Here is a 20,021-nt window from a genome sequence, read left to right on the forward strand (position 1 = left end):
TAATCGTCGGGGGGACACGATCATGGGCAGGCCCCGCACCACCAGCGACGAGGCCATCCTGGGGGCGACCGCCCGCGCCATCGGGCGGCACGGCCCGCAGGGCCTCACGCTGGCCGCCGTGGCCCAGGAGGCCGGGCTGTCCCCGGCCACGCTCGTGCAGCGGTTCGGCTCCAAGCGCGGCCTGCTGCTCGCCTTCGCCGCGCACGCCGCCGGCGCCGCCGCCGAGCCGTTCCAACGCGCCCGCCAGGAGCACCGCTCACCCCTGGCCGCCCTCCAGGCCGCGCTCGTGCACCTGTCGGAAGGCGTGTCCACGCCGGAGGAGCTGTCCGGCAGCCTCGGGTTCCTGCAGCTCGACCTGACCGACCCCGACTTCCGCGCGCACGCGGCCGAGCACGCCCGCCGCACCCGCGACGAGATCGCCGCCCTGCTCGCCGACGCCGTGGCCGCCGGGGAGCTGCGCGGCGACGCGCAGGCGGCCCCGCTGGCCAGGGCGGTGCAGACCACCTACAACGGCACCCTCATCCTGTGGGCGCTGACCGGCGACGGCCCGCTGCCCGGCGCGATGCGCGCCGCCCTCGCCCAGACGCTGGGCCCGTACCTCGCCGGATGAGTTCTCGACTCCGCGACGCTCCGGGCCAAGACTGGACCGACGGCCCCCGCCGCGAGGCATGATCGTTATCGCAGGACCCATGGCCACCGGGCCGCCGGCACGGTGGCCGCAACGCTTCGAGGTGCTCATGACCCAAGTGGAAGACCCCGCGCCGCAGTCGCAGTCGCAGTCGCTGGCGGAGCTGGCCCGCAGGTACGGGCTCAGGCCCGCCATCGCGCGTCCCCGCTTCCCCGTCTACCTGCGCCAGCTCTGGCAGCGGCGGCACTTCGTGCTGACGTACGCGACCTCCCGCAACGTCTCCAAGTATTCGGGCTCGGCCCTGGGCCAGCTCTGGCAGGTGCTCACCCCGCTGCTGAACGCGGCCATCTACTATGTGATGTTCGGCCTCATCCTCGGCGGCAGCAAGAACATCCACAACTATCCCGCGTTCCTGCTCACCGGCATGTTCGTCTTCACCTACACCCAGCGCACCGTCACCGCCGGAGCCAAGTCGATCTCCGGCAACCTGTCGCTGATCCGCGCCCTGCACTTCCCCCGGGCGTCGCTGCCGCTGGCGTACACGATCCAGGAGTTGCAGCAGCTCGTCATCTCCATGGGCGTGCTGCTCGTCATCGTGCTCCTCACGCACGAGCCGCTGACGCTGTTCTGGCTGATGATCCCGATCGTGCTGGTGCTGCAGACCATGTTCAACATCGGCGCGGGGCTGGTGCTGGCCAGGCTCGGCGCCTCGCTGCGGGACCTCAACCAGCTCCTGCCGTTCATCATGCGGACCTGGCTGTACGCCTCCGGCGTGTTCTTCGCCATCCACGACAAGGTCGTCAACAGCGCCGGGCTGCCCGAATGGGTGGCCACCGTCATGTACCTGAACCCGGCGGCCTCCTACATCGAGTGGATGCGCGACATCCTCATCGCGGGCCACACCCCGCCGCAGCTGGTGTGGATGTCGTGCGTCGTGTGGGCGGTCGTCGCGCTCGCCGCCGGCTTCTGGTACTTCTGGCGCGCCGAGGACCGCTACGGACGCGGCTGACCCGGCACTCAGACGGCTCGCGGGCGGTACGGGCGCCGCTGACCCCGGCGCTCAGGCGGTACGCCAGCCCGGCTCCACCCACCCCGCGACCTCGGGCAGCCCCAGCCGGAAGCGGGCCCGCGGCGCCTGGCCGAGCCGGTAGGAGACCGAGCCGAACGTCCGGATCGGCCATTCCGGGACGCCCGGCACGCAGATCGGCACCGTGTCGTCCGTCAGCAGCTCCTCGGCCTCGGCCGCCGACCCCTCCGCCCGCCACGCGGCGTCGAGGAAGCTCAGCCGGGCCTGCGAATCCCGGACGCTGCCCCGTTCCCGCAGCTCCCGCAGCGCGCCCTCGTCCAGATCCGCGCTGGCCAGCGCATGATTGGTGTGCACCAGGCGGCCCTCCCGCAGCGGGACGGGCACCGCGCCGCCCGCCGAGCACTCCAGGCTCTCGATGCCGCCACCGTCGCCGACCGCGTAGTGCTGGCCGCTGGCATGCGGCACGCCCCGCACGAACGCCGCCGCCCCGGCCCGGTCACGGTGCGCCAGCGCGCCGCGGATCACGGCGGCCACCGGCAGCCCGTGCGGGTCACCGTTCAGCATGCCCAGCGTGTTCACGCACACCGCGACGCCCGCCGCGTTCACGCCGGTCAGCGCCAGCATCCCGGCGGAGGTCAGCACGAGCTGCTCGGGAGCGTCGTGCGGGCGCAGGCGCAGGATCAGCTGCGAGCCGTCCATGAACGCCGGCAGATCCATGTTCTGCGCCAGCCGGGCGCCCGAACCGCCCCGGCCGGCCCCCACGACGCTGCAACCATGCCGGCGCAGGTACTGGCGGCGCATCCACCACGCCTCGTCCATCCAGTTGCAGGCCACCACGTCCGCGAACGGCACCCCGGCGCCCTCCGCGATGCCGCGCAGCTCATCCGCCAGCCCCGGCAGCAGCCGCCGGACGGTGCCCAGCAGCGGCGAGCCGGTGACCAGCTCGGCCGTCGAGCGGGACGTCGACTCCCGCCACACCTCCAGCGCCCGCCGCACCTCCGCCCGCGCCTGCTCACCGTGCGCCCGCCCCATGTCGAGGTGGGTGCCCGCGCACTCGATCACCGTCATCGCGACCCGCCCGGGTACGCCCTCGCCATCGTCCCCTCCATCACCGGCAACCCGCCAGGCGGTCCGCGATCAACGCAGCACCCGCCGCGCGGCCGCGATCGTGCCGACGACGGCCGCGGCGGTCAGGACGCGGCGGACGGCGGTCTTCCGCCTGCCGTGCCAGCCTCCCGCCACCGTGCCCGGCCCCTCGTCCGGCCGGAACAGGTTCCCCGGAGTGTCCGGCGCCGGCTCCTTGCGCGACAGGTGCGTACGGTCCACCTGCACCGCCATCATCCGCTCCGTCAGCCCGGGAGCGAGCCTCGACTGCACGACCAGGTTACGCCCCATGGGGCCCACCACCACCTCGCGGCGCGGCCGGCGCACGAGGCCGACGACGGCGCGGGCGACCCGCTCGGCCGGATACACCGGCGGCATCGCCACGGCCCTCCGCCCGGTGTGGTTGGCCGCGTGCTGGAACAGCGGCGTGTCGATCGTGGCCGGCATCACCGTGCACACCTTCACCCCGCGCACCCCGTCCAGCCGCAGCTCCTGCCGCAGGCTGGCGCCGAGCGCCCGGACCGCGTGCTTCGACATCCCGTACGCGTGCGCGTACGGCTGCGCCACCACGCCCACGATCGACGCCACGTTCACCAGCACGCCCTCGCCCCGCTGCCGCAGGTGGGGCAGGGCGGCGCGGGCCCCGTGCACGTACCCCATGACGTTGACGTCCAGCACCCGGCGGAACTCGTCGAGCGGCACCTCCCCGAACGGCCCGAACAGCGTGACGGCCGCGCAGTTGACCCACACGTCGACGCGCCCGAACCGGGCCACCGCCTGCCGGGCGAGCTCCTGGACGGCGTCCGCGTCCGTGACGTCGGTGGGGACGGCGAGCGCCCGCCCGCCCCGGCGCTCGCACTCCAGCGCCGCCTCCTCCAGCGCCTCCCGCCGCCGCGCCGCCAGCACGACCGCGGCCCCCTTGGCGGCGAACGCCAGGGCCGTGGCCCTTCCGATCCCGCTGGACGCCCCCGTGATCACCACGACCTTGTCGTTGACTCTCATGGGCAGCGACACCTACCCACCGCCCCCCGCCTAAACGACCGCCCCTCAGGAGGGCGCTGTGCGGGGCGAGCGGGACCGACCTGGAGGCCGAGCGGTGCGAGTACGATCCGTCGTGGGTGGCGGGTGTCTCAGGGGCGGAGGTGGCCGGACAACCAGCCCACCACCTTGGTCACGAAGCTGATCCGGTTGGCGACCTGCCGGATCTCGTGGCCCTCGTCGTGGAAGATGAGGTGGTCACAGGGGACGCCGAGGGCGGTGGCCGCCTCGATCACCTGCTCGGCCTCGTACAGAGGCACGTTGGTGTCCTGGGCGCCGTGGACGACCAGAAGGGGCACGGCCAGCCGGTCGAGGGCGCGCAGCGGGGACAGGGCGCGCAGCAGGTCCCGGTCGGTCTCCGGGTGGCCGTACTCGCCGACCGCGGCCGCCGCGATCCACGGCTCCGAGCGGGCGTAGAAGGTCTCGAAGTCGGCGATGCCGCTGACGCTCACGCCGGCGCGGAACAGGCGCGGGTGGGTGACGAGCGTGGCGAGGGTGAGGTAGCCGCCGTACGACCAGCCCATGCAGGCCAGCCGGGACGGGTCGGCGGCGCCGAGGCGGACCAGCTCGGCGGCGCAGTCCGCCACGTCGTCGACGGCGTGGAAGCGCAGCTCGCGGTCGTCGGCCTGGCGGAAGGCGCGGCCGTACCCGCCGGAGCCGCGCACGTTCGGCGCGAGCACGCCGATCCCGGCGGCCAGCAGGTTCTGGTACAGGGGGTTGAAGGCGGGCCGCTCCTGGTCCTCGGGGCCGCCGTGCAGGAACACCACGAACGGCGCCGGCCCGCGCACGTGCGGCGGCCTGTAGAGCCAGGCGGCCAGGTCGAGGCCGTCGCGGGCGTGCAGGTGCACCAGCTCGGCGCCGGCCGCCGTGGGCAGCGGGCCGGCGCCGGCGGCGTGCCGGTAGCCGCCCCGGTCCAGGTCGCACAGCAGCACGTGGGACGGCTCCCGCGGGCTCTGCGCGGCCAGCGCGGCCAGGGTGCCGTCCCAGCCGATCCTGGCCGAGGTGACCAGGTCGGCGGGCGGCGGCGGGAGGTGCCGCAGCTCGCCGCGTTCCAGCTCCATGACGTCCAGTTCGGAGCGGCCGTGCACGTTCCACAGCAGCAGCGCGCGGCGGCCGTCGGCGCTGAGCGCGAGCCGGTCCAGCTCCGCGTCCGGCCGTTCCGCCAGGACGACGGCCTCGGCGCCGTTCCGCACGGCCAGCAGCGCGGCCCGGTCGCGGCCCGCGTCCGAGACGAGGTAGGCGATGTCACCGCCGGGGGAGAGCGCTCCCGCGTCGGTGGTGCCGGGCAGGCCGGGCAGCAACGGGCGTTCGCCGCTCGGCAGGTGCGCGCCCAGCGCCTCGGCGCGCAGGTCGGCCACGAACATGCGCCGCCGGCCGCGCGCGCCCCGCCGCAGCAGCATCGTCGCGTGGTCCCGGCTGATGGCCACCGGGCGCAGCAGCCTGCCGGACGCGATGACCTGCCGGCCGCCCGTGACGGCGTCGATGAGCGCGGCCTGGGTCAGGCCGGTGGACGACGTCTCGGCGACCAGCAGCGTCTCGCCCCGTCCCGTCCAGCGGATCAGCGCGGCCGAGCCGCCCTCCGGGGCCGACAGCAGCCGCAGGTCGCCGCCGTGCGGCTGGACCGTCCACACCTGCGTGTGCTCGCCGCCGCCCGGCGCCACGAGCACCGCCAGGTGCGTCCCGGTCGGCGCCCAGCTCACGTCCACCGCCGGCTGCGGGCCGGTGTCCACGACCCACGCCTCGTCGGCGCCCCGGAGCGGCTGGATCCACACCCGGGGAGAGCCGCCGTGGTCGCTGACGAACGCCACCGCGCTGTTGTCGGGGGCCAGCGCGGGCGCCAGGCAGCTCCACGCGGTCAGGCTCTCGGCGGCGGGCAGGTGCGGCAGCCCGCCGAGCAGGTGCACCCTCCCATCAGGGTGCGGCGGGCCACCGGTGAGGCCCGGTGTCACGCTTTCCGTCGCAGGTCGCATCACACGCCGTGGGTCTGCAGCCACAGCTCGAGCAGCCCGAGCTGCCACAGCGTGTTCACGCCGGTCGTCGCCCGGTCCCGCTCGGGGTCGGCGAGCAGCCGGTCCACGTAGTCCTGGCGGAACAGGCCACGGTCGCGGGCGGCCCGGCTGGTGAGCGCGTCCCGGACGAGCTCGAGCAGGGCCCCGTCCACGTGCCGGACGGCGGGGACGGGGAAGTAGCCCTTGGGCCGGTCGATGACCTGGGCGGGCAGCAGCCGCCGCACGGCGTCCTTGAGCACGCCCTTTCCGCCGTGGGCCAGCTTGAGCTCGGCGGGGCAGGCGGCGGCCAGCTCGACCAGGTCGTGGTCGAGGAACGGGGTGCGCGCCTCCAGCCCGTGGGCCATCGTCATGTTGTCGACCCGCTTGACCGGATCGTCCACGAGCATGGCGGTGGTCTCCAGGCGCAGCACGGCGTCCAGCGCGGTGTCGGCGCCCGGCCTGGCCAGGTGGGCGCGGACGAAGTCGCCGCTGGCGTCGTGCTCCGGCAGGAGCCCGGGTGACACGATCGCGGCCAGCCCGTCGTGGGGGCGGTCGAAGAACGCGCGCGCGTAGATGCCGGCCGCCTGCTCGCGCGGCGCGCCCGCCAGCGGCGGGAACCAGCTGTACCCGGCGAACACCTCGTCGGCCCCCTGCCCCGACTGCACGACCTTGACGTGCCGGGCGACCTCCTGCGACAGCAGGTAGAACGCGACGCAGTCGTGGCTGACCATCGGCTCGCTCATCGCCCGCACCGCGTCCTGCAGCCCGTCCAGCAGGCGGGCGTCGGGGATGCGGATGCGGTGGTGGTCGGTGCCGAACTCCCGGGCGACCAGGTCGGAGTAGGCGAACTCGTCGCCCTGCTCGCCGCCGGCCGCCTCGAAGCCGATGCTGAACGTGGCCAGGTCCTCCTGCCCCTGCTCGGCCAGCAACGCCACGATGAGGCTGGAGTCGAGGCCGCCGGACAGCAGGACGCCGACCGGCACGTCGGCGACCATCCGGCGGCGCACCGCGACGCGCAGCGCTTCGAGCACGGCCTGACGCCACTCCTCGGCGCTGAGACCGGCGTGCTCGGGCAGGGCGCCGCGCGTGTGGGAGGGCTCCCAGTAGCGGTGCTCGGTGGCGGTGCCGTCGGCCTCGATGACCCGTACGGTGGCGGGCGGCAGCTTGCGCACCCCGTTGAGAATCGTGCGCTCGCCGGGCACCAGCGAGTGGAAGGTCATGTAGTGGTGCAGCGCCACCGGGTCGATGCCGGTGTCGACGTCGCCGGCCGCCAGCAGGGCGGGCAGCGTGGAGGCGAAGCGCAGCCGGCGGCCGTCGCCGGCCAGGTACATCGGCTTGATGCCGAGCCGGTCGCGGCCCAGGATGAGCCGCCCGGTGTCCCGCTCGTGGACGGCGAAGGCGAACATGCCCTTGAACCGCTCCACGCAGGCGGGCCCCCACCGGTGGAACGCCTTCACCAGCACCTCCGTGTCGGAGGTGGAGAAGAACCGGTAGCCCGCGCTGCGCAGCTCCTCCCGCAGCTCGCCGTAGTTGTAGAGGCAGCCGTTGAACACCACCGCCAGCCCCAGCTCGCCGTCCACCATCGGCTGGGCCGCCTTCTCCGACAGGTCGATGATCTTCAACCGGCGGTGTCCCAGCGCGACCGGACCCTGCGACCACAGGCCGCAGCCGTCCGGGCCGCGCTCGTGCATGGCCTCCGTCATCCGGCCGACCGCCCCGATGTCGGCCGCGGTGCCGTCGAAACGTACCTCTCCGCTCAGTCCGCACATCCCGGCCTCCTCAGGACGCCGACCGGTACGCCGGGGGGTCGCCCGCCGGCCGGTCCCACTCGCAGGCCCTGGTCTCGCTCAGGAGCAGGTCCACCACGTCCGCCAGCCGGCCCCGCCGGGCGAACGCGCGCCGCTGCCGCTGCGCGGAGCTGCCCGTGGCCAGCACCTCCTCGGCCAGCTCCGAGACGAGCTCCCAGTCGCCCGCCTCCTCCAGCTGCGGGCGCAGGCCCTCCAGCATGCGCCGGACCACCACGGGCGCCGGGCGTGGCAGGCCGCCCACCGGGTCGATCAGCTCCCCTTCCAGCCCCGAGCGCGCCGCCTGCCAGGTGGCCGCGCGTACCGCCTCAAGATGCACGTCCCGCTCCACGCCCTGCCGCACCGCCTCCAGCTCCCTGGCGACCAGCGCGCGGAACACCCCGGCGATCAGCACGATCTCCTGGACGCGCGGGCAGGAGTCGCAGATGCGCAGCTCCACCGTGGGCACGTGCTGCGACGGCCGGATGTCGAAGTAGAGCATCCCCGGGTCGGTGATCACGCCCGACCGGATCAGCTCCTTGATCATTTCCTCGTACTCGGCGGCGGACTCGTACTTGGCGATCGGGCCCGCCGTGGGCCAGCGCTGCCACACCAGGCTGCGGAAGCTGGCGTAACCCGTGTCCTCGCCGTCCCAGTACGGCGAGCTCGCCGACAGCGCCAGCAGCGGCGGCAGCCACGGCGTCAGCCGGTGCGCCACCGCCACGGCCAGATCCCGATCGGGCACCTCCGCGTGCACGTGCGTGCCGCAGATCAGCTGCTCGCGCGTGAGCTGCTGGTAGTCGTTCAGCATCTGCTCGTAGCGCGGCTCCGGCGAGACCTTCACCTCGGCCATCTCCACCAGCGGCGAGCTGCCCGCCGCGCTGATCCCCAGCCCCACCTCGTCGGCCTGGCGGATCAGCCGCCCGCGCAGCTCGCACAGGTCACGCGCCAGCTCCTCCAGGCGGCTCCACGGCCTGCTGTTGGACTCCACCGTCGAGCGCTGCAGCTCCTGCGCGAAGCTGGCCTCGGGCAGCGCCTCCAGCAGGAGATCGGCCCGCGCGGCCAGCCGGCGCGTGCCGACGTCGACGATGTGGAACTCCTCCTCCACTCCCACCCTGATCGATTTCTCTTCTCCCTCCACGACCATCACCCCCGGCTCATACGATTCATGCAGGGTTGTCTACTCCCCCGAGATCGGCCTCATGCACGTCATGATTTTGTGGGCCGGGTAACGCTTCAGCCACGGGCCTTTGCCAGCGCTTTCTCCAGCTCCCGCTTGGTCATGCGGGAACGCCCGGGAATGTCGGCCTTGCGCGCCCGCTCGTACAGCTCCGTCTTGGTGAGCGTCTGGGCGGGCGCGCCGGCTCGCGTCTTCGTGCGACGGCCGCCGCCGGAGGCGGCCGCCCGGCCCTTCTTCGAGGCGGCCCCGTCCTTCTTCGGGACGGTCAGCGCGCGCAGCTCCTGCTGCCGCCGCTGCTGGAACGCCTTGCCCAGCTCGCGCAGCCGCCGGCCGTCCACGGTGCGGGCCAGCAGCGGCAGGAGGGTGCTCTCCTCCTCCTGCACGTGATGGCTCACCGAGACGGCCAGCAGCGCGTGCGCGCCGGCGAACTCCGCGCTGCCCGGCTCGGCCCGCCTCAGGCTGTCGAGCAGCACCTCGGCCTCCTTGTGCTCCTCCAGGCCGTGGTGGGCGTCGAGGCAGGGATAGACCACGTCCTCCTCCGCCCGTGCATGGGCGGTGAGCAGGGCGTGCAGGGCGGCCACGATGGCGCGCCGGTCGCCCTTGCCGGAGGTCAGCCGGGCGAACAGCTCCTCGACCTTGCGGTGGTCGGCGGTGATGAGGGTGATGACGTCGTCTGCCATGGCGGCTCGCTACCCTGTCGCCTCGACGTCAAGCCCTGCCGCTGCTTCCCGCGCCGGGCCGCGACGTCAGGGCTTCTTGCCCATGGCCTGGCGGATGACGTCGCGGGCGCGGTCCATCATCGCGATGGGGGTGCCCATCAGCACGTTCTTGGTGGCCGACTCCGTGCCGGGATGCGGGTGCGTGGGCGCCATCGCCTCGGCGGCCTTGACGCCGGCGGCCATCGTGCGGCGCTCGGCGTCGCTGGTCTGGCCGCGCAGCTTCGTGAACTCGTAACGCTCCTCGCTGCGGGCGTGCGCCTCCACGGCGGCGCGCAGCATCAGGAGGTTCTGCATGAAGTCGGGGGCGTCGGGGCCGGCCTCGTCCATCCGCGACAGCAGCTCCTTGGCCTCCCGCTCCTCCGCCAGGCGGTCGTCCACCACCCCGTCGCCGCCGTCGATCGCGTGCCGGGCGTACGGGTGGACGATCTCCTCCTCCGCCGTCTCGTGCACGGCCAGCAGCCGCACCAGCCGGGTGAACGCCTCCGCGCGCGCCTCGCCGGCCGGGGCCTGCTCGACCTCGTCGAACAGGTTCCTGATCATGCCGTGCTGGGCCAGCAGCAGGTCGATGACGTCCGTCTCGCCCATCGTCTCCGGGGCCGTCCTGGTCATGACGTTCCTCTCCTTCTCCGAGTACGCGCGTGGCCTACCCGGCAGGACCCGGGCCACGCCTGGACGGGCGAAGGCCGGTCGAGCTCCTTACCGAATCCGTCCCCGATCCCGGCCCGCCCCCGGCCCGATCCCCACTGTCCCCGCCGTTTGCCTGCGGGGCGGGCGGGCAGCCACGCAGGCACGACCGCTCAACACGACGGAGGAGAACGCAGATGGGCAGGACGCGGGGCGAGCCGTCGGTCGCCGCCTCCGGGCAGTGGCGCGACGAGCAGGGCGTACGGCGCCCGTCGGGCGAGGCGCACGCCTGGCTCCCCGGGACGAACCAGACACTGTGCGGGGTGCCGCTCAGCCGCGCCGGGCTGCTCCGCTTCCACCACGTGGCCTGGCCCGAGGTGTTCCCGGAGTCGGGCGGGGCGGCCGAGCACGTCGGCGAGGTGTGCCGCCGCTGCGTCGCCGCCTCCGGCCACCGCTCCCACCGTGGCTGGAGCCCCCGCTGGACCCGCCACTCCCCACGCCCCTGACGACGGACACCGGCCGGTGCGCCCAGCCCGCGACGGCGGGGCCCGCCGTTTCCCCCGCGGGCTCAAGGGCAGGGACGGACCTCATGCTGATGCTGGACGACACGCTCTCCCTGCTGCTCGACGGTTACGCCTGGCTGCCCGGCCTGCGGCGGCGCGCCGGAGGCGAGGTGGTGCGCACACGGCTGATGGGCCGGCGCGCGGTGGGCCTGCGCGGCCCGGACGCCGCCCGCTTCTTCTACGACGACGACCACGTCCACCGCCGCACGGCGCTGCCCGAGCCGGTCAAGAGCACGCTGGTGGGGCACGGCGCGGTGCACACCTTGGACGGCGCCGCGCACCGCGCCCGCAAGGCCATGTTCATGCCCCTGCTGACCGGCGACGGCGTCGGCACTCTGGTGGAGCACACCGTCACCGCCTGGGACGAGGCGGTGGCCCGGTGGGGCGACGGGCGGCCGGTCGTCCTGTTCGACGAGACCGCCCGGGTGCTGACCAGGAGCGTGTGCCGGTGGGCGGGCATCCCGCTCGACGAGGCCGACGTCCCGTCCCTGGCCGCCGACCTGACGGCCATGGTCGACGGCTTCGGCAGCGGCGGTCCCAGGAACGTGCGGGGCCGCCTGGCCCGCAGGCGCCGCGAGGCGTGGCTGACCACCTTGGTGCAGCAGCTCCGCGACGGCACGGCCAGCGCGCCGCACCAGGCCGGCACGCCGGACGGCACGGCGCTCGCGCCGGACGGCTCGGCGTTCGCCGCCGTCGTCGCGCACCGCGACGCCGACGGCGAGCCGCTGGACGCGCACACGGCGGCCGTGGAACTGCTCAACATCATCCGCCCGACCGTGGCGGTCACCTGGTACGTGACCTTCGCCGCCCACGCGTTGCACCGCTGGCCCCGCCACCGCCAGGCACTCCGTGACGGCGACGCCGCCTACGCCGAGGCGTTCGCGCAGGAGGTGCGGCGCTTCTACCCGTTCGCCCCGTTCGTCGGCGGCCGGGCGGTCCGCGACCTGTCCTGGGCGGGCGAGCGCGTCCCCGAGGGCAGCCTGGTGCTGCTCGACATCTACGGCCAGAACCACGACCCCGGCCTCTGGGACGACCCGTACACCTTCGACCCGGGACGCTTCGTCGGCCGCGAGCCGGGCCCGTACGAGCTGATCCCGCAGGGCGGCGGCGACGCGCGCACCGGCCACCGCTGCCCCGGCGAGGACATCACGCTCGCCCTGCTGCGCACCCTGGCGGCCCGGCTCGCCGCGCTGGACTACGACGTCCCCGACCAGGACCTGAGCATCTCCCTGCGGCGCATTCCGACGCGCCCGGCGAGCGGCTTCCTCCTGACCGGCGCCCGCCCGGCGGTCACCCGCCCGCAGGAGCGCGCCCTGCACCGGTGACCCCGTGGGAGGCCCGTGAGCCGCCGGGGGTCAGTCGTGCTGCGGGTGGTCGCTGACCAGCGTGGTGAGCGATCGCGGCGCGAGGGTGACGGAGGTGTGGGGGCCTCGCCGGGAGACCAGCGACTGGTCCCGCTCCAGGTTGTGGCCGGAGTCCGTCAGGTAGGCGTCGGGCCGCTTCAGGTCGACGGTGGTGGTCACGGGCTCGGTGGAGGTGTTGAGCAGCTCGACCACTTCGGTGCCGTCGGTGTTGCGGTACGCGGAGACCTTGAGCCCGCCGGCGGCCCCGTCGACGCCGAGGCGGACGGCGCCGGGCCGGATGAAGCGGCTGTAGGCGGCGAAGGCGTAGAGCCGCGACGAGACGCGGTAGGCGTCGGCGGCGTCGTCGATCTGGATCAGCGCGGCGGTCTTCCCCCGGGACCCGCCGAGCCAGTAGACGAACGCGGTGCTGCCGGACAGGGCCAGGGTGTCGTGGATGCGCTCGGCGACGTTGATGCCGTCGGTGACCTTGCCGCTGTCCGTGCCACCGCCCGTGCCACCGCCCGTGCCGCTGTCCCACGCCTCGTTCCAGCCGTCGGCGACGCTGGACGGCGCCCATTCCGACATCCAGGTGCGCTTGGAGGTGGGCAGCGGGAAGTCGGCCCCGCTGGCGTAGCCGTGGCCGGACATGATGTCGAGGTGCTCGCGGGCCTCGGGGTCGTTCTCGATGGCCTGGGCGTAGGCCTCGGAGTTCTTCCAGCCGATCGACTCGCAGCAGACCACGTTCAGGCCGGCCTGGTCGGCGTAGGGGCCGAGCACCTTGACGAACTCGGCGGCCTGGGCCGGGGTGAAGCGCATGGAGGCGTAGCCGGTGGTCCAGTCGGGCTCGTTCAGGAAGGCGAGGTCGGAGATCCGGATGCCCTCCCGCTCGTAGAACTTCGCGTACTGGACCAGGTAGCGGGCGTAGGCCGCGCGCCAGTCGCCACTGGCGCAGGTGGCGCCTTGCAGGCCGCACAGGGAGCCGCCGTTGATGTCGGTCCCGTTGGTCTTCATGTAGCCGGGGGCGCTCCAGGCGTCGGCGTAGAACCGCTCGACGCCGCGCCGCCGGGCCTCCTTGGAGAACCAGACCTGGCCGCCGTCCCAGCCGTCCCAGGTGTACTTCGGCGGGGCGTCGGGGCCGCCCGGGTCCGCCGGCTGGATGGACAGCATGGAGTCGTAGACGTTCGTGGCCGAGGAGCCGATGCCGAGGCGCAGGATGCTGGGCGCGGCGCCCTTGCGGCGGTCGAGGAGGAGGTCGAGCACTTCCGCCTGCTTGGCGGGGGAGAGGTTGTGCACGAGCGTGGCGCGCTGGAACGCGGTGGAGTAGCCGAACCCGTCGATGGTCTGGTGCGTCTGTGACCGCTGGATGTCGAGCCGCGGCTCGGGGGCGGCGCCGGCGGCGGGACCGGTCAGGGCGATGGCGGGCACGAGTGCCGCCGCGACGGTGAGGGATCGAAGCACCCTCTGCTCCTCTGGTCTGTGCGGGGGGTGGGGACGGCCGGAGGCCGCCGGACGCGAAGTTATCGATCACTTTTGCGTTTCCGAGGCAGACTAGTGATCGATCACATCTGCGTCAATGCCCCGGTGAGCGGGGGAGCGGCTAGGCTGTGACGCGCGGAGCGAGGGAAGGGGTCACGTGGACGAGGTCGAGACGCCGCGCCTCACCATCCATGAGGTGGCCCGGCTCGCGGGGGTCTCCCACCAGACCGTGTCCCGATACTTCCGGCACAACGAGACCCTGAAACCGGCCACCCGCGCGAAGATCGACTCGGTCGTCCAGCAGTTCAACTACCGCCCCAACCTCGTCGCCCGCTCCATGCGCACCCGCCGCACCAACCGGCTGGCGATCACCCTGCCCGTCTCCAGCTACCAGTGGCCCGTGCGCCTGCTGCGGGCCGCCTCCGCCACCGCCCACGAGGAGGGCTTCCAGCTGGAGGTCGTCAGCGTCGAGGGCGACCCGCGCGCCAGGGCGGAGCGGGTGCTGGAGCTGGCCGCGTCGGGCCAGGTCGAGGGCATCCTGTCGCTGACGCCGATGGAGATCGACCCCGCCGCCTCGCCGGTGCCCGTCGTCGTCACCGGCGACTACGACGACAAGCTGCGCGGCGTCAACGAGCTCGCCGACGCCTCCCCCGTCCAGGAGATCGTCGAATACCTCGCCTCGCTAGGCCACCGCGTCTTCTTCCACATCGCGGGCGCGCAGAGCTGGGCCTCCGCCCGCAACCGCAAGCTCGTCTACGAGGAGACGGTCGAGCGCCTCGGGCTCACCTCCTACGGGGTCGCCCTCGGCGACTGGAGCCCCCAGTCCGGCTACGACGCCGTGCGCGGCCTGCCCGACGGGTGCGGCGTCACCGCGATCGTCGCCGGCAACGACCACGTGGCCATGGGCGCCGTGCGGGGCGCGCTGTCGCGCGGCTGGCGGGTGCCCGGCGACGTCAGCGTGTTCGGCTGGGACGACGAGGAGCTGGGGCGCTTCGCCACCCCCTCGCTGTCGACCGTGGCCGTCGACCGCGAGGTGCAGGGGCGGGAGGCGATGGCCAGGCTCATCGCGGCCGTGCGCGGCGAGCCCGCCCCGCCGCCGCCCGAACGCTCGATCAACCGGGTCATCGTGCGTGAGTCGGCCGGCCCGCCGCCCCGCCGGGCATGACCGTTGAGCCCGACGGCGCTGATGTGCTAACTCTATGGCGCCATGGACCCTACCCGCCCGGAGCTCCAGCGATGAGCGCAACGCGGCCGGCCGCTCCGCGGATGATCACCCTTGATGACCAGGTCCGGCATCAGGAGATCGACGGGTTCGGCATCTCCACCGCCTTCCGGCGCAACGAGCTGCTCAAGACCCTCCCCGAGCAGACGCGCCGCGAGATCCTCGACCTGTGGTTCGACCCCGTCAAGGGGGCCGGGCTGACCATCCTGCGCCTGGGCATCGGCTCGGCGCCGGCCGGCAGCCCGTACGACGACATGGTCTCGATCCAGCCGGAGGACCCGGGCGGCCCCGACGCCCCGCCCCGCTACGTCTGGGACGGCGACGACAACAGCCAGCTCTGGGTGGCCAAGGCCGCGCAGGAGTACGGCGTGAAGCGGTTCTTCGCCGTCGCCTGGAGCGCGCCCGGCTACATGAAGGACAACGGCGACGACAAGAACGGCGGCCGGCTCAAGCCCGAATGGCGCCGCGCCTACGCCGACTACCTGGTGCAGTACACGAGGTTCTACCGGCAGGAAGGCATCCGGATCACCGACCTCGCCTTCGCCAACGAGCCCGACTGGACCGCCCCGCACCCCTCCATGCGCTTCACGCCGCAGGAGGCCGCCGAGTTCGTCAAGATCCTCGGGCCGCTCGCCTCGGGCGTGCGGCTGGTGTGCTGCGAGTCGCTGGGCTGGAACGAGGCCAGGGCGTACATCGCGGCCATCGCCGCCGACCCCGAGGCCCGCCGCTGGGTGAAGGTCTTCACCGGCCACGGCTACGGCACGCCCGTCGACGCGCCGCTGCCGACCAGGCGGCCCACCTGGATGTCGGAGTGGAACCCGAACGGCAGCACGTGGAACGAGAGCTGGTACGACGGCACCGGCTCCGACGGCTACACCATCGCCTCCGCCGTGCACGACGCGCTCACCTTCGCCAACGTCTCCGGCTACCTCTACTGGCTGGGCGCCTCCAAGGGCAACACCCGGGCGCTGCTGCGCGTCGACGAGGAGACGGGGACGTACCGGGTCTCGAAGCGCATGTGGGCGCTGGCCGCGTACAGCAGGTTCATCCGGCCGGGGGCGGTCAGGATCGGCGCGGCGGGCGCGGTGCCGTCGCTGAAGGTGTGCGCGTTCCGCAACCGCGACGGCTCGCGCGTGGTCGAGGTGCTCAACACCGGCGTGGCGCCGCGCACCTGGGAGGACGTGGACGAGCCGGCCGAGGTGTACCTGACGGACGCGACCGCCTCGCTGGCCCGGGTGCCGATCCTCGACGGGGCGGTGACGTTCCCGCCGCGCGGCCTGACCACGATCGTCCTGCCCTGATCACCTCGCCCGGCCCGCCTCATGCCGGCCCGCCGGGGCGCGTGCCCCGGCGGGCCGCCGGGGTGTGCGCCCGGCGGCCCGGTGGCGTCAGCCCGTCAGCGGGGTCCAGGTGCGCAGCCGGCCGCACATGCCGAAGGCGCGCGGCCCCGGCCTGGGCGCGGTCCTGACCACGGTGGCCTGCCCGAGATGGGCGGGATCGCCGCTCTCGACCGCGTCGAGGTGGGCGCGGGTGCGCTCGGTCTCGGCCGCGACGGTCCCGTTCCACAGCTCCTTCCAGGACGCGGCCCGCGGCCGGACGAGCCGCACCGCGAGCCGGTGGAAGTCCGCGAGGGCCTGCCCGCCCCGCTCCTCCACCTCCCGCAGGAGCTGCCCGAACCCGTCGATCGCCAGGTCCCGGCGGGCCCGCGCGGCCGCCGCCCGCTCGTCCTCGGACGCCCGCTCCGGCAGCGTGGCGGCGGCCCGGTAGGCGTCGGGGTCGCGCAGGACGTGGGCGGGGAAGGTGAGGACGGCGTCCCCGGCCTCGGGCAGGCCCGCGTTCTGCATGATCACCACCAGCCGGAGGCCGTCCTCGTTGACCAGGCGGTGGATCGTCCCCGGCGAGAACCACAACACCGAGCCGGGTTCCAGCCGGTCGCGGGCGAAGCCCGCGGCGCTGAGCGTGTGCACCTCGCCGCGCCCCGCCGTGACGACGTACGCCTCGGTCGAGACCGTGTGCAGGTGCGGCGTGCCGCCGTGCACCCCGTCGGCGCACTCCCAGTCGTAGACCGCGAGGTCGCTGATCGAGGTGCCGCCGGGGAACAGCGGCGTCACAGGGCGAACTCCGCCCCGAGCGCCTCCAGCTCGTCCCGCTCGCACATGTGGTCGATGAACACGTAGCGGTGCGCCAGCTCCAGCGTGTCCCCGTCGGCGAGCGCGATCTCCTCGTCGAACGACGGGGACGGGCTGATCACGGCGAACGCCTCGTTCCTGACGAACCACTTGATCCGCACGGACGCGCTGGAGTGCCCCGCGAAGGCCAGCACGGTGCCGCCGCCGTCGATCTCGTCGTGCTGCCCGACGATGGCCAGCCACGGCGCCTGCTCGCCCATCATCTCCTGCCCGCCCCGCCCGCCGGCGGCGATGATCGTGCCGCCGGTCCACGAGCGGGGGCCGCGCCAGAAGTAGCCGGCGTACCCGGCCAGCGGCCGGCCGTGCGTGGTGGGGCTGCCGAACTCGAGCGTGGCGCCGCGCACGTTGCGCAGCGACGTGCTGAAGTCCAGCGCCCAGATGCCGCGCGCGGCGTCCACGCCGTGGAAGACCTGGCGGCGCCGCTCGGTGATCCAGTGCTCGCCCCGCGAGGAGACCCAGTGCAGGCTCTCCTCGGCCACGACCCGCTCGCCGTCGCAGGACAGCTCGGTGAAGCCGAGGTGGTTCATGTGCCCGTGGTCGTCGCGCGAGTGGTAGCCGCGCTCGGCCGAGAAGGTCGGGCCGCCCCAGAAGTTCTGGCCCGACAGGTGCGCCCACGTCATCTGCAGGCCCTTGTGCCAGCGGTGGTCGTGCGGCCGGTAGCTCGACATGGGCGCGCCGGACAGGCTGCGGATCGGGTGCAGGTAGGGCTTGGGCGACTCGGAGTCCGGGGCGTCCGGGTGGTGGACGTACTCCGCGATGTCCACGTCTCCGGCGGTGATGATCACGGACTTGCCCGCGTCGCGGACGCTGAGCCGGGGGTCAGGCATGGGTGCTCTCCTTGGACGGGCGCAGGCGGGCGGCGGCGGCCTGCGGGTCGCCGCCGTTCAGCGCGTGGTAGAAGGGGTTGGCGGGGACGAGCTCGGCCCGGGAGACCGGGCGGCCGGTGAGCGCCGACTGGTACATGCCGGTGATCAGCTCCATGACGCGCCGGCCGTCGGCGCCGCCGGCCTGGGGCCGCTCGCCGGCCCTCATGGCGGCCAGCAGGGCGGCGAGCTGGGCGCGGTGCGAGCTGGGCGTGTTCTCCTCCGGCGCCCAGCCGGCGATGCGGTCCTGGTCGGTGACGTGCGGGGCGGGCGTCCAGCGCCAGTTGCCGTTGTCGTAGCCGTACAGGTGCTCGACCTCCACCGTGGCGTCGGCGAAGTCGAAGCGCAGGTAGCTCGTCTCGCGCGGGGACAGGACGCTGTTGACGACCGAGGCGACCGCGCCCGACGCGAAGCGGACGATCGCGAACGAGACGTCCTCCGTCTCGACCCGGCGGCCGAGGGTGGCCGCTACGGCGTGCACCTCCTGCCAGTCGCCGAGCAGGCTCAGCATGAGGTCCATCTGGTGGATGCCGTGGCCCATGGTGGGGCCGCCGCCCTCGGTCTCCCACTTGCCGCGCCACGGCACCTCGAAGTAGTCGTGGCCGCGGTACCACAGCGTGTTGCACACGGCGACGAGCGGCGCGCCCAATGCGCCGTCGTCGATGTGCCGCCGCAGCCTCTGTGCCGCGCTGCCGAAGCGGTGCTGGAAGACGTAGCTCGCGTACGGGCCGCCGTCCCGCTCGTGGGCGGTGATCTCGTCGTACTCGGCCAGCGACAGCGTGGGCGGCTTCTCGCACCACACCCACGCGCCCGCGTCCAGGCTCGCCGTGACCGCCTCGCGGTGCGCGACCGGCGGCGTGGCGACCACCACCAGGTCGGGGCGGTGCGCGGCCAGCATCTCGCCGGGGTCGGTGTGGCGGCCGGGGACGCCGAAGGCGTCGGCGACCTCGCGGGTACGGGCGGGGTCGACGTCGCACACGGCGACGATCTCCACCTCGTCGCCGGCGGCGGCCAGCGCGGGAAGGTGACAGGCTTTCGCGATGCCCCCGGCGCCGATGACGGCGACCCGGATCGGGGGCGAGGACGCAGGCATGCGTAACTCCTTCGGACGACACCCCTGGGCCGGCCCAGAAGTGATCGATCACTTTTGCCTGGTCAACCTATGTCGATCAGCCCGCGAGGGTCAACCCCCCGGACGGAGCGGAGGTCAGGAGAGAGGGGGAGGGGCGGTGCTGTCGCGGACGACCAGCTCCGTGGCCAGCTCGATGCGGCTCTGCGCGAGCTCCTCGCCGTTGGCGAGCTGGAGCAGCATCCGGGTGGCCGCGGCGGCCATCTGGCTGAGCGGCTGGCGGACGGTGGTCAGCGGCGGGATGGCCCACCGCATCGAGGGGAGGTCGTCGAAGCCGACCACGCTCAGGTCGTCCGGAATGCGCAGCCCGAGCCGGTGGGCGGCGTGGTAGACGCCGATCGCCTGGCCGTCGTTGGTGGCGAAGATCGCGGTGGGGCGGTCGGGCAGGCACAACATCCGGTGCGCCGCGGCCAGGCCGCCCTCGATCAGGAAGTCGCCCCGGCCGATCAGCTCCGGGTCGGCGGGCACGCCGGCCATGTCGAGGGCGGTGCGGTAGCCGTCGAGCCGGGCCCGGCTGGACAGCGCGGAGTCGGGCCCCGTGATGATCGCGATGCGGCGGTGCCCCAGCTCCAGCAGGTGCCGGGTGGCGGTGAGCCCGCCGTTCCAGTTGCCCGCGCCGACCGAGGGGACGTTCTTGCCGGGGGCGTCGGCCGGGTCGAGCAGCACCAGCGGGATCTCGCGGCGGGTCAGCTGCTCGTGCTGCGTCTCCGTCAGGCCGGAGAACACGGCGATCACGCCGCTCGGGCGGCGCCGCAGCACGCCGTCGATCCAGGCGTCGGCGGCGTTGTGGTCGCGGTGCAGGTCGGAGATGCCCACGGTGAGGTCGTGCTCGCGGGCGACCTGGGCGACGCCCTTGGTGATCTCGACGGGGTAGTCGCCTTCGAGGGCGTGGAAGACCAGCTCGACCAGGGCGGTCGGGGTGGAGCGGCGGCGCTGGCGGCGGTAGCCGTGCAGGCGGATCAGCTCCTCCACGGCGGCGCGGGTCTCGGAGGAGACCTCGGAGCGGCCGTTCACGACCTTGGAGACCGTCGCGGTGGACACGCCGGCCAGCTCGGCGAGCTGGGCGATGGTGAGAGGGGACGACTCCGTGGTCATGGCGGCAGTCTAGCCAGGGAGCCCCGCGGGCGGGCGGCCCCGCAGCACC

The 20,021-nt window shown here is 73.8% G+C and carries 18 protein-coding genes; 6 read left to right on the top strand and 12 right to left on the bottom strand.

What is annotated here, in order from left to right; genetic code table 11:
- Positions 1-22 precede the first annotated feature (22 nt).
- Together KIS93_RS02995 and KIS93_RS03000 are read left to right on the top strand one after the other, a co-directional pair.
- A complete protein-coding gene (locus tag KIS93_RS02995; protein ID WP_080037960.1) occupies positions 23-610 on the top strand; it encodes a TetR family transcriptional regulator in 588 nt (195 codons plus the stop codon).
- Positions 611-737: 127 nt separating this feature from the next.
- On the top strand, positions 738-1,637 hold the full coding sequence (locus KIS93_RS03000) for an ABC transporter permease (protein ID WP_080046630.1): 900 nt from the start codon (positions 738-740) through the stop codon (positions 1,635-1,637).
- Between the two features lie 51 nt (positions 1,638-1,688).
- Here the strand turns inward: KIS93_RS03000 and KIS93_RS03005 are convergent, their stop codons facing one another.
- From KIS93_RS03005 to KIS93_RS03035, 7 genes are all read right to left on the bottom strand, one after another.
- Positions 1,689-2,723 carry a C45 family autoproteolytic acyltransferase/hydrolase gene (locus KIS93_RS03005; protein ID WP_080037961.1) on the bottom strand — a complete coding sequence of 345 codons (1,035 nt, stop codon included), beginning with the start codon at positions 2,721-2,723 and terminating at the stop codon, positions 1,689-1,691.
- 69 nt (positions 2,724-2,792) lie between these two features.
- On the bottom strand, positions 2,793-3,761 hold the full coding sequence (locus KIS93_RS03010; protein ID WP_080046631.1) for an SDR family oxidoreductase: 969 nt from the start codon (positions 3,759-3,761) through the stop codon (positions 2,793-2,795).
- Positions 3,762-3,889: 128 nt separating this feature from the next.
- On the bottom strand, positions 3,890-5,701 hold the full coding sequence (locus KIS93_RS03015) for an alpha/beta fold hydrolase (RefSeq protein WP_230466089.1): 1,812 nt from the start codon (positions 5,699-5,701) through the stop codon (positions 3,890-3,892).
- 65 nt (positions 5,702-5,766) lie between these two features.
- Entirely contained in the window at positions 5,767-7,554 is a 1,788-nt protein-coding gene (locus KIS93_RS03020) for an N-acetylglutaminylglutamine amidotransferase (protein WP_080037963.1), read from the bottom strand.
- A gap of 10 nt (positions 7,555-7,564) precedes the next feature.
- Complete coding sequence (locus tag KIS93_RS03025) at positions 7,565-8,710, bottom strand: carboxylate-amine ligase (RefSeq protein ID WP_230466090.1); 1,146 nt, start codon at positions 8,708-8,710, stop codon at positions 7,565-7,567.
- A gap of 95 nt (positions 8,711-8,805) precedes the next feature.
- Complete coding sequence (locus tag KIS93_RS03030) at positions 8,806-9,429, bottom strand: hemerythrin domain-containing protein (RefSeq protein WP_080037965.1); 624 nt, start codon at positions 9,427-9,429, stop codon at positions 8,806-8,808.
- A 66-nt stretch (positions 9,430-9,495) separates the two neighbouring features.
- On the bottom strand, positions 9,496-10,077 hold the full coding sequence (locus KIS93_RS03035; protein WP_230466091.1) for a hemerythrin domain-containing protein: 582 nt from the start codon (positions 10,075-10,077) through the stop codon (positions 9,496-9,498).
- 212 nt (positions 10,078-10,289) lie between these two features.
- Here KIS93_RS03035 and KIS93_RS03040 point away from each other — a divergent pair, with 212 nt between their 5' ends.
- Positions 10,290-10,598 (top strand): hypothetical protein, encoded by a 309-nt coding sequence (locus tag KIS93_RS03040; RefSeq protein ID WP_080037966.1) that lies wholly within the window; start codon positions 10,290-10,292, stop codon positions 10,596-10,598.
- Positions 10,599-10,681: 83 nt separating this feature from the next.
- On the top strand, positions 10,682-11,980 hold the full coding sequence (locus KIS93_RS03045; RefSeq protein WP_080037967.1) for a cytochrome P450: 1,299 nt from the start codon (positions 10,682-10,684) through the stop codon (positions 11,978-11,980).
- A gap of 30 nt (positions 11,981-12,010) precedes the next feature.
- On the opposite strand, the gene KIS93_RS03050 is transcribed toward KIS93_RS03045, so the two are convergent.
- The gene (locus KIS93_RS03050) at positions 12,011-13,456 is read right to left on the bottom strand and encodes a glycoside hydrolase family 30 protein (RefSeq protein ID WP_080037968.1); all 1,446 of its coding nucleotides are present in this window, start codon (positions 13,454-13,456) and stop codon (positions 12,011-12,013) included.
- A gap of 175 nt (positions 13,457-13,631) precedes the next feature.
- Between KIS93_RS03050 and KIS93_RS03055 the strand changes: the two genes are divergently transcribed.
- A complete protein-coding gene (locus KIS93_RS03055; RefSeq protein WP_080037969.1) occupies positions 13,632-14,639 on the top strand; it encodes a LacI family DNA-binding transcriptional regulator in 1,008 nt (335 codons plus the stop codon).
- A gap of 101 nt (positions 14,640-14,740) precedes the next feature.
- A complete protein-coding gene (locus KIS93_RS03060; protein ID WP_230466092.1) occupies positions 14,741-15,997 on the top strand; it encodes a glycoside hydrolase family 30 protein in 1,257 nt (418 codons plus the stop codon).
- A gap of 87 nt (positions 15,998-16,084) precedes the next feature.
- On the opposite strand, the gene KIS93_RS03065 is transcribed toward KIS93_RS03060, so the two are convergent.
- From KIS93_RS03065 to KIS93_RS03080, 4 genes are all read right to left on the bottom strand, one after another.
- The gene (locus tag KIS93_RS03065; RefSeq protein WP_080037971.1) at positions 16,085-16,807 is read right to left on the bottom strand and encodes a cupin domain-containing protein; all 723 of its coding nucleotides are present in this window, start codon (positions 16,805-16,807) and stop codon (positions 16,085-16,087) included.
- Complete coding sequence (locus tag KIS93_RS03070; protein ID WP_080037972.1) at positions 16,804-17,712, bottom strand: DUF6807 domain-containing protein; 909 nt, start codon at positions 17,710-17,712, stop codon at positions 16,804-16,806. The genes KIS93_RS03065 and KIS93_RS03070 overlap by 4 nt, the downstream gene beginning before the upstream one ends.
- Positions 17,705-18,841: a Gfo/Idh/MocA family protein gene (locus tag KIS93_RS03075; protein WP_080037973.1), complete on the bottom strand. Its 1,137-nt coding sequence runs from the start codon at positions 18,839-18,841 to the stop codon at positions 17,705-17,707. The genes KIS93_RS03070 and KIS93_RS03075 overlap by 8 nt, the downstream gene beginning before the upstream one ends.
- Before the next feature lie 114 nt (positions 18,842-18,955).
- Positions 18,956-19,972 carry a LacI family DNA-binding transcriptional regulator gene (locus KIS93_RS03080; RefSeq protein ID WP_080037974.1) on the bottom strand — a complete coding sequence of 339 codons (1,017 nt, stop codon included), beginning with the start codon at positions 19,970-19,972 and terminating at the stop codon, positions 18,956-18,958.
- Positions 19,973-20,021: the final 49 nt, after the last annotated feature.

Origin of the sequence: [Actinomadura] parvosata subsp. kistnae, assembly GCF_900323885.1 — a bacterium.
In the GTDB taxonomy this organism is placed as follows: Bacteria; Actinomycetota; Actinomycetes; order Streptosporangiales; family Streptosporangiaceae; genus Nonomuraea; species Nonomuraea composti.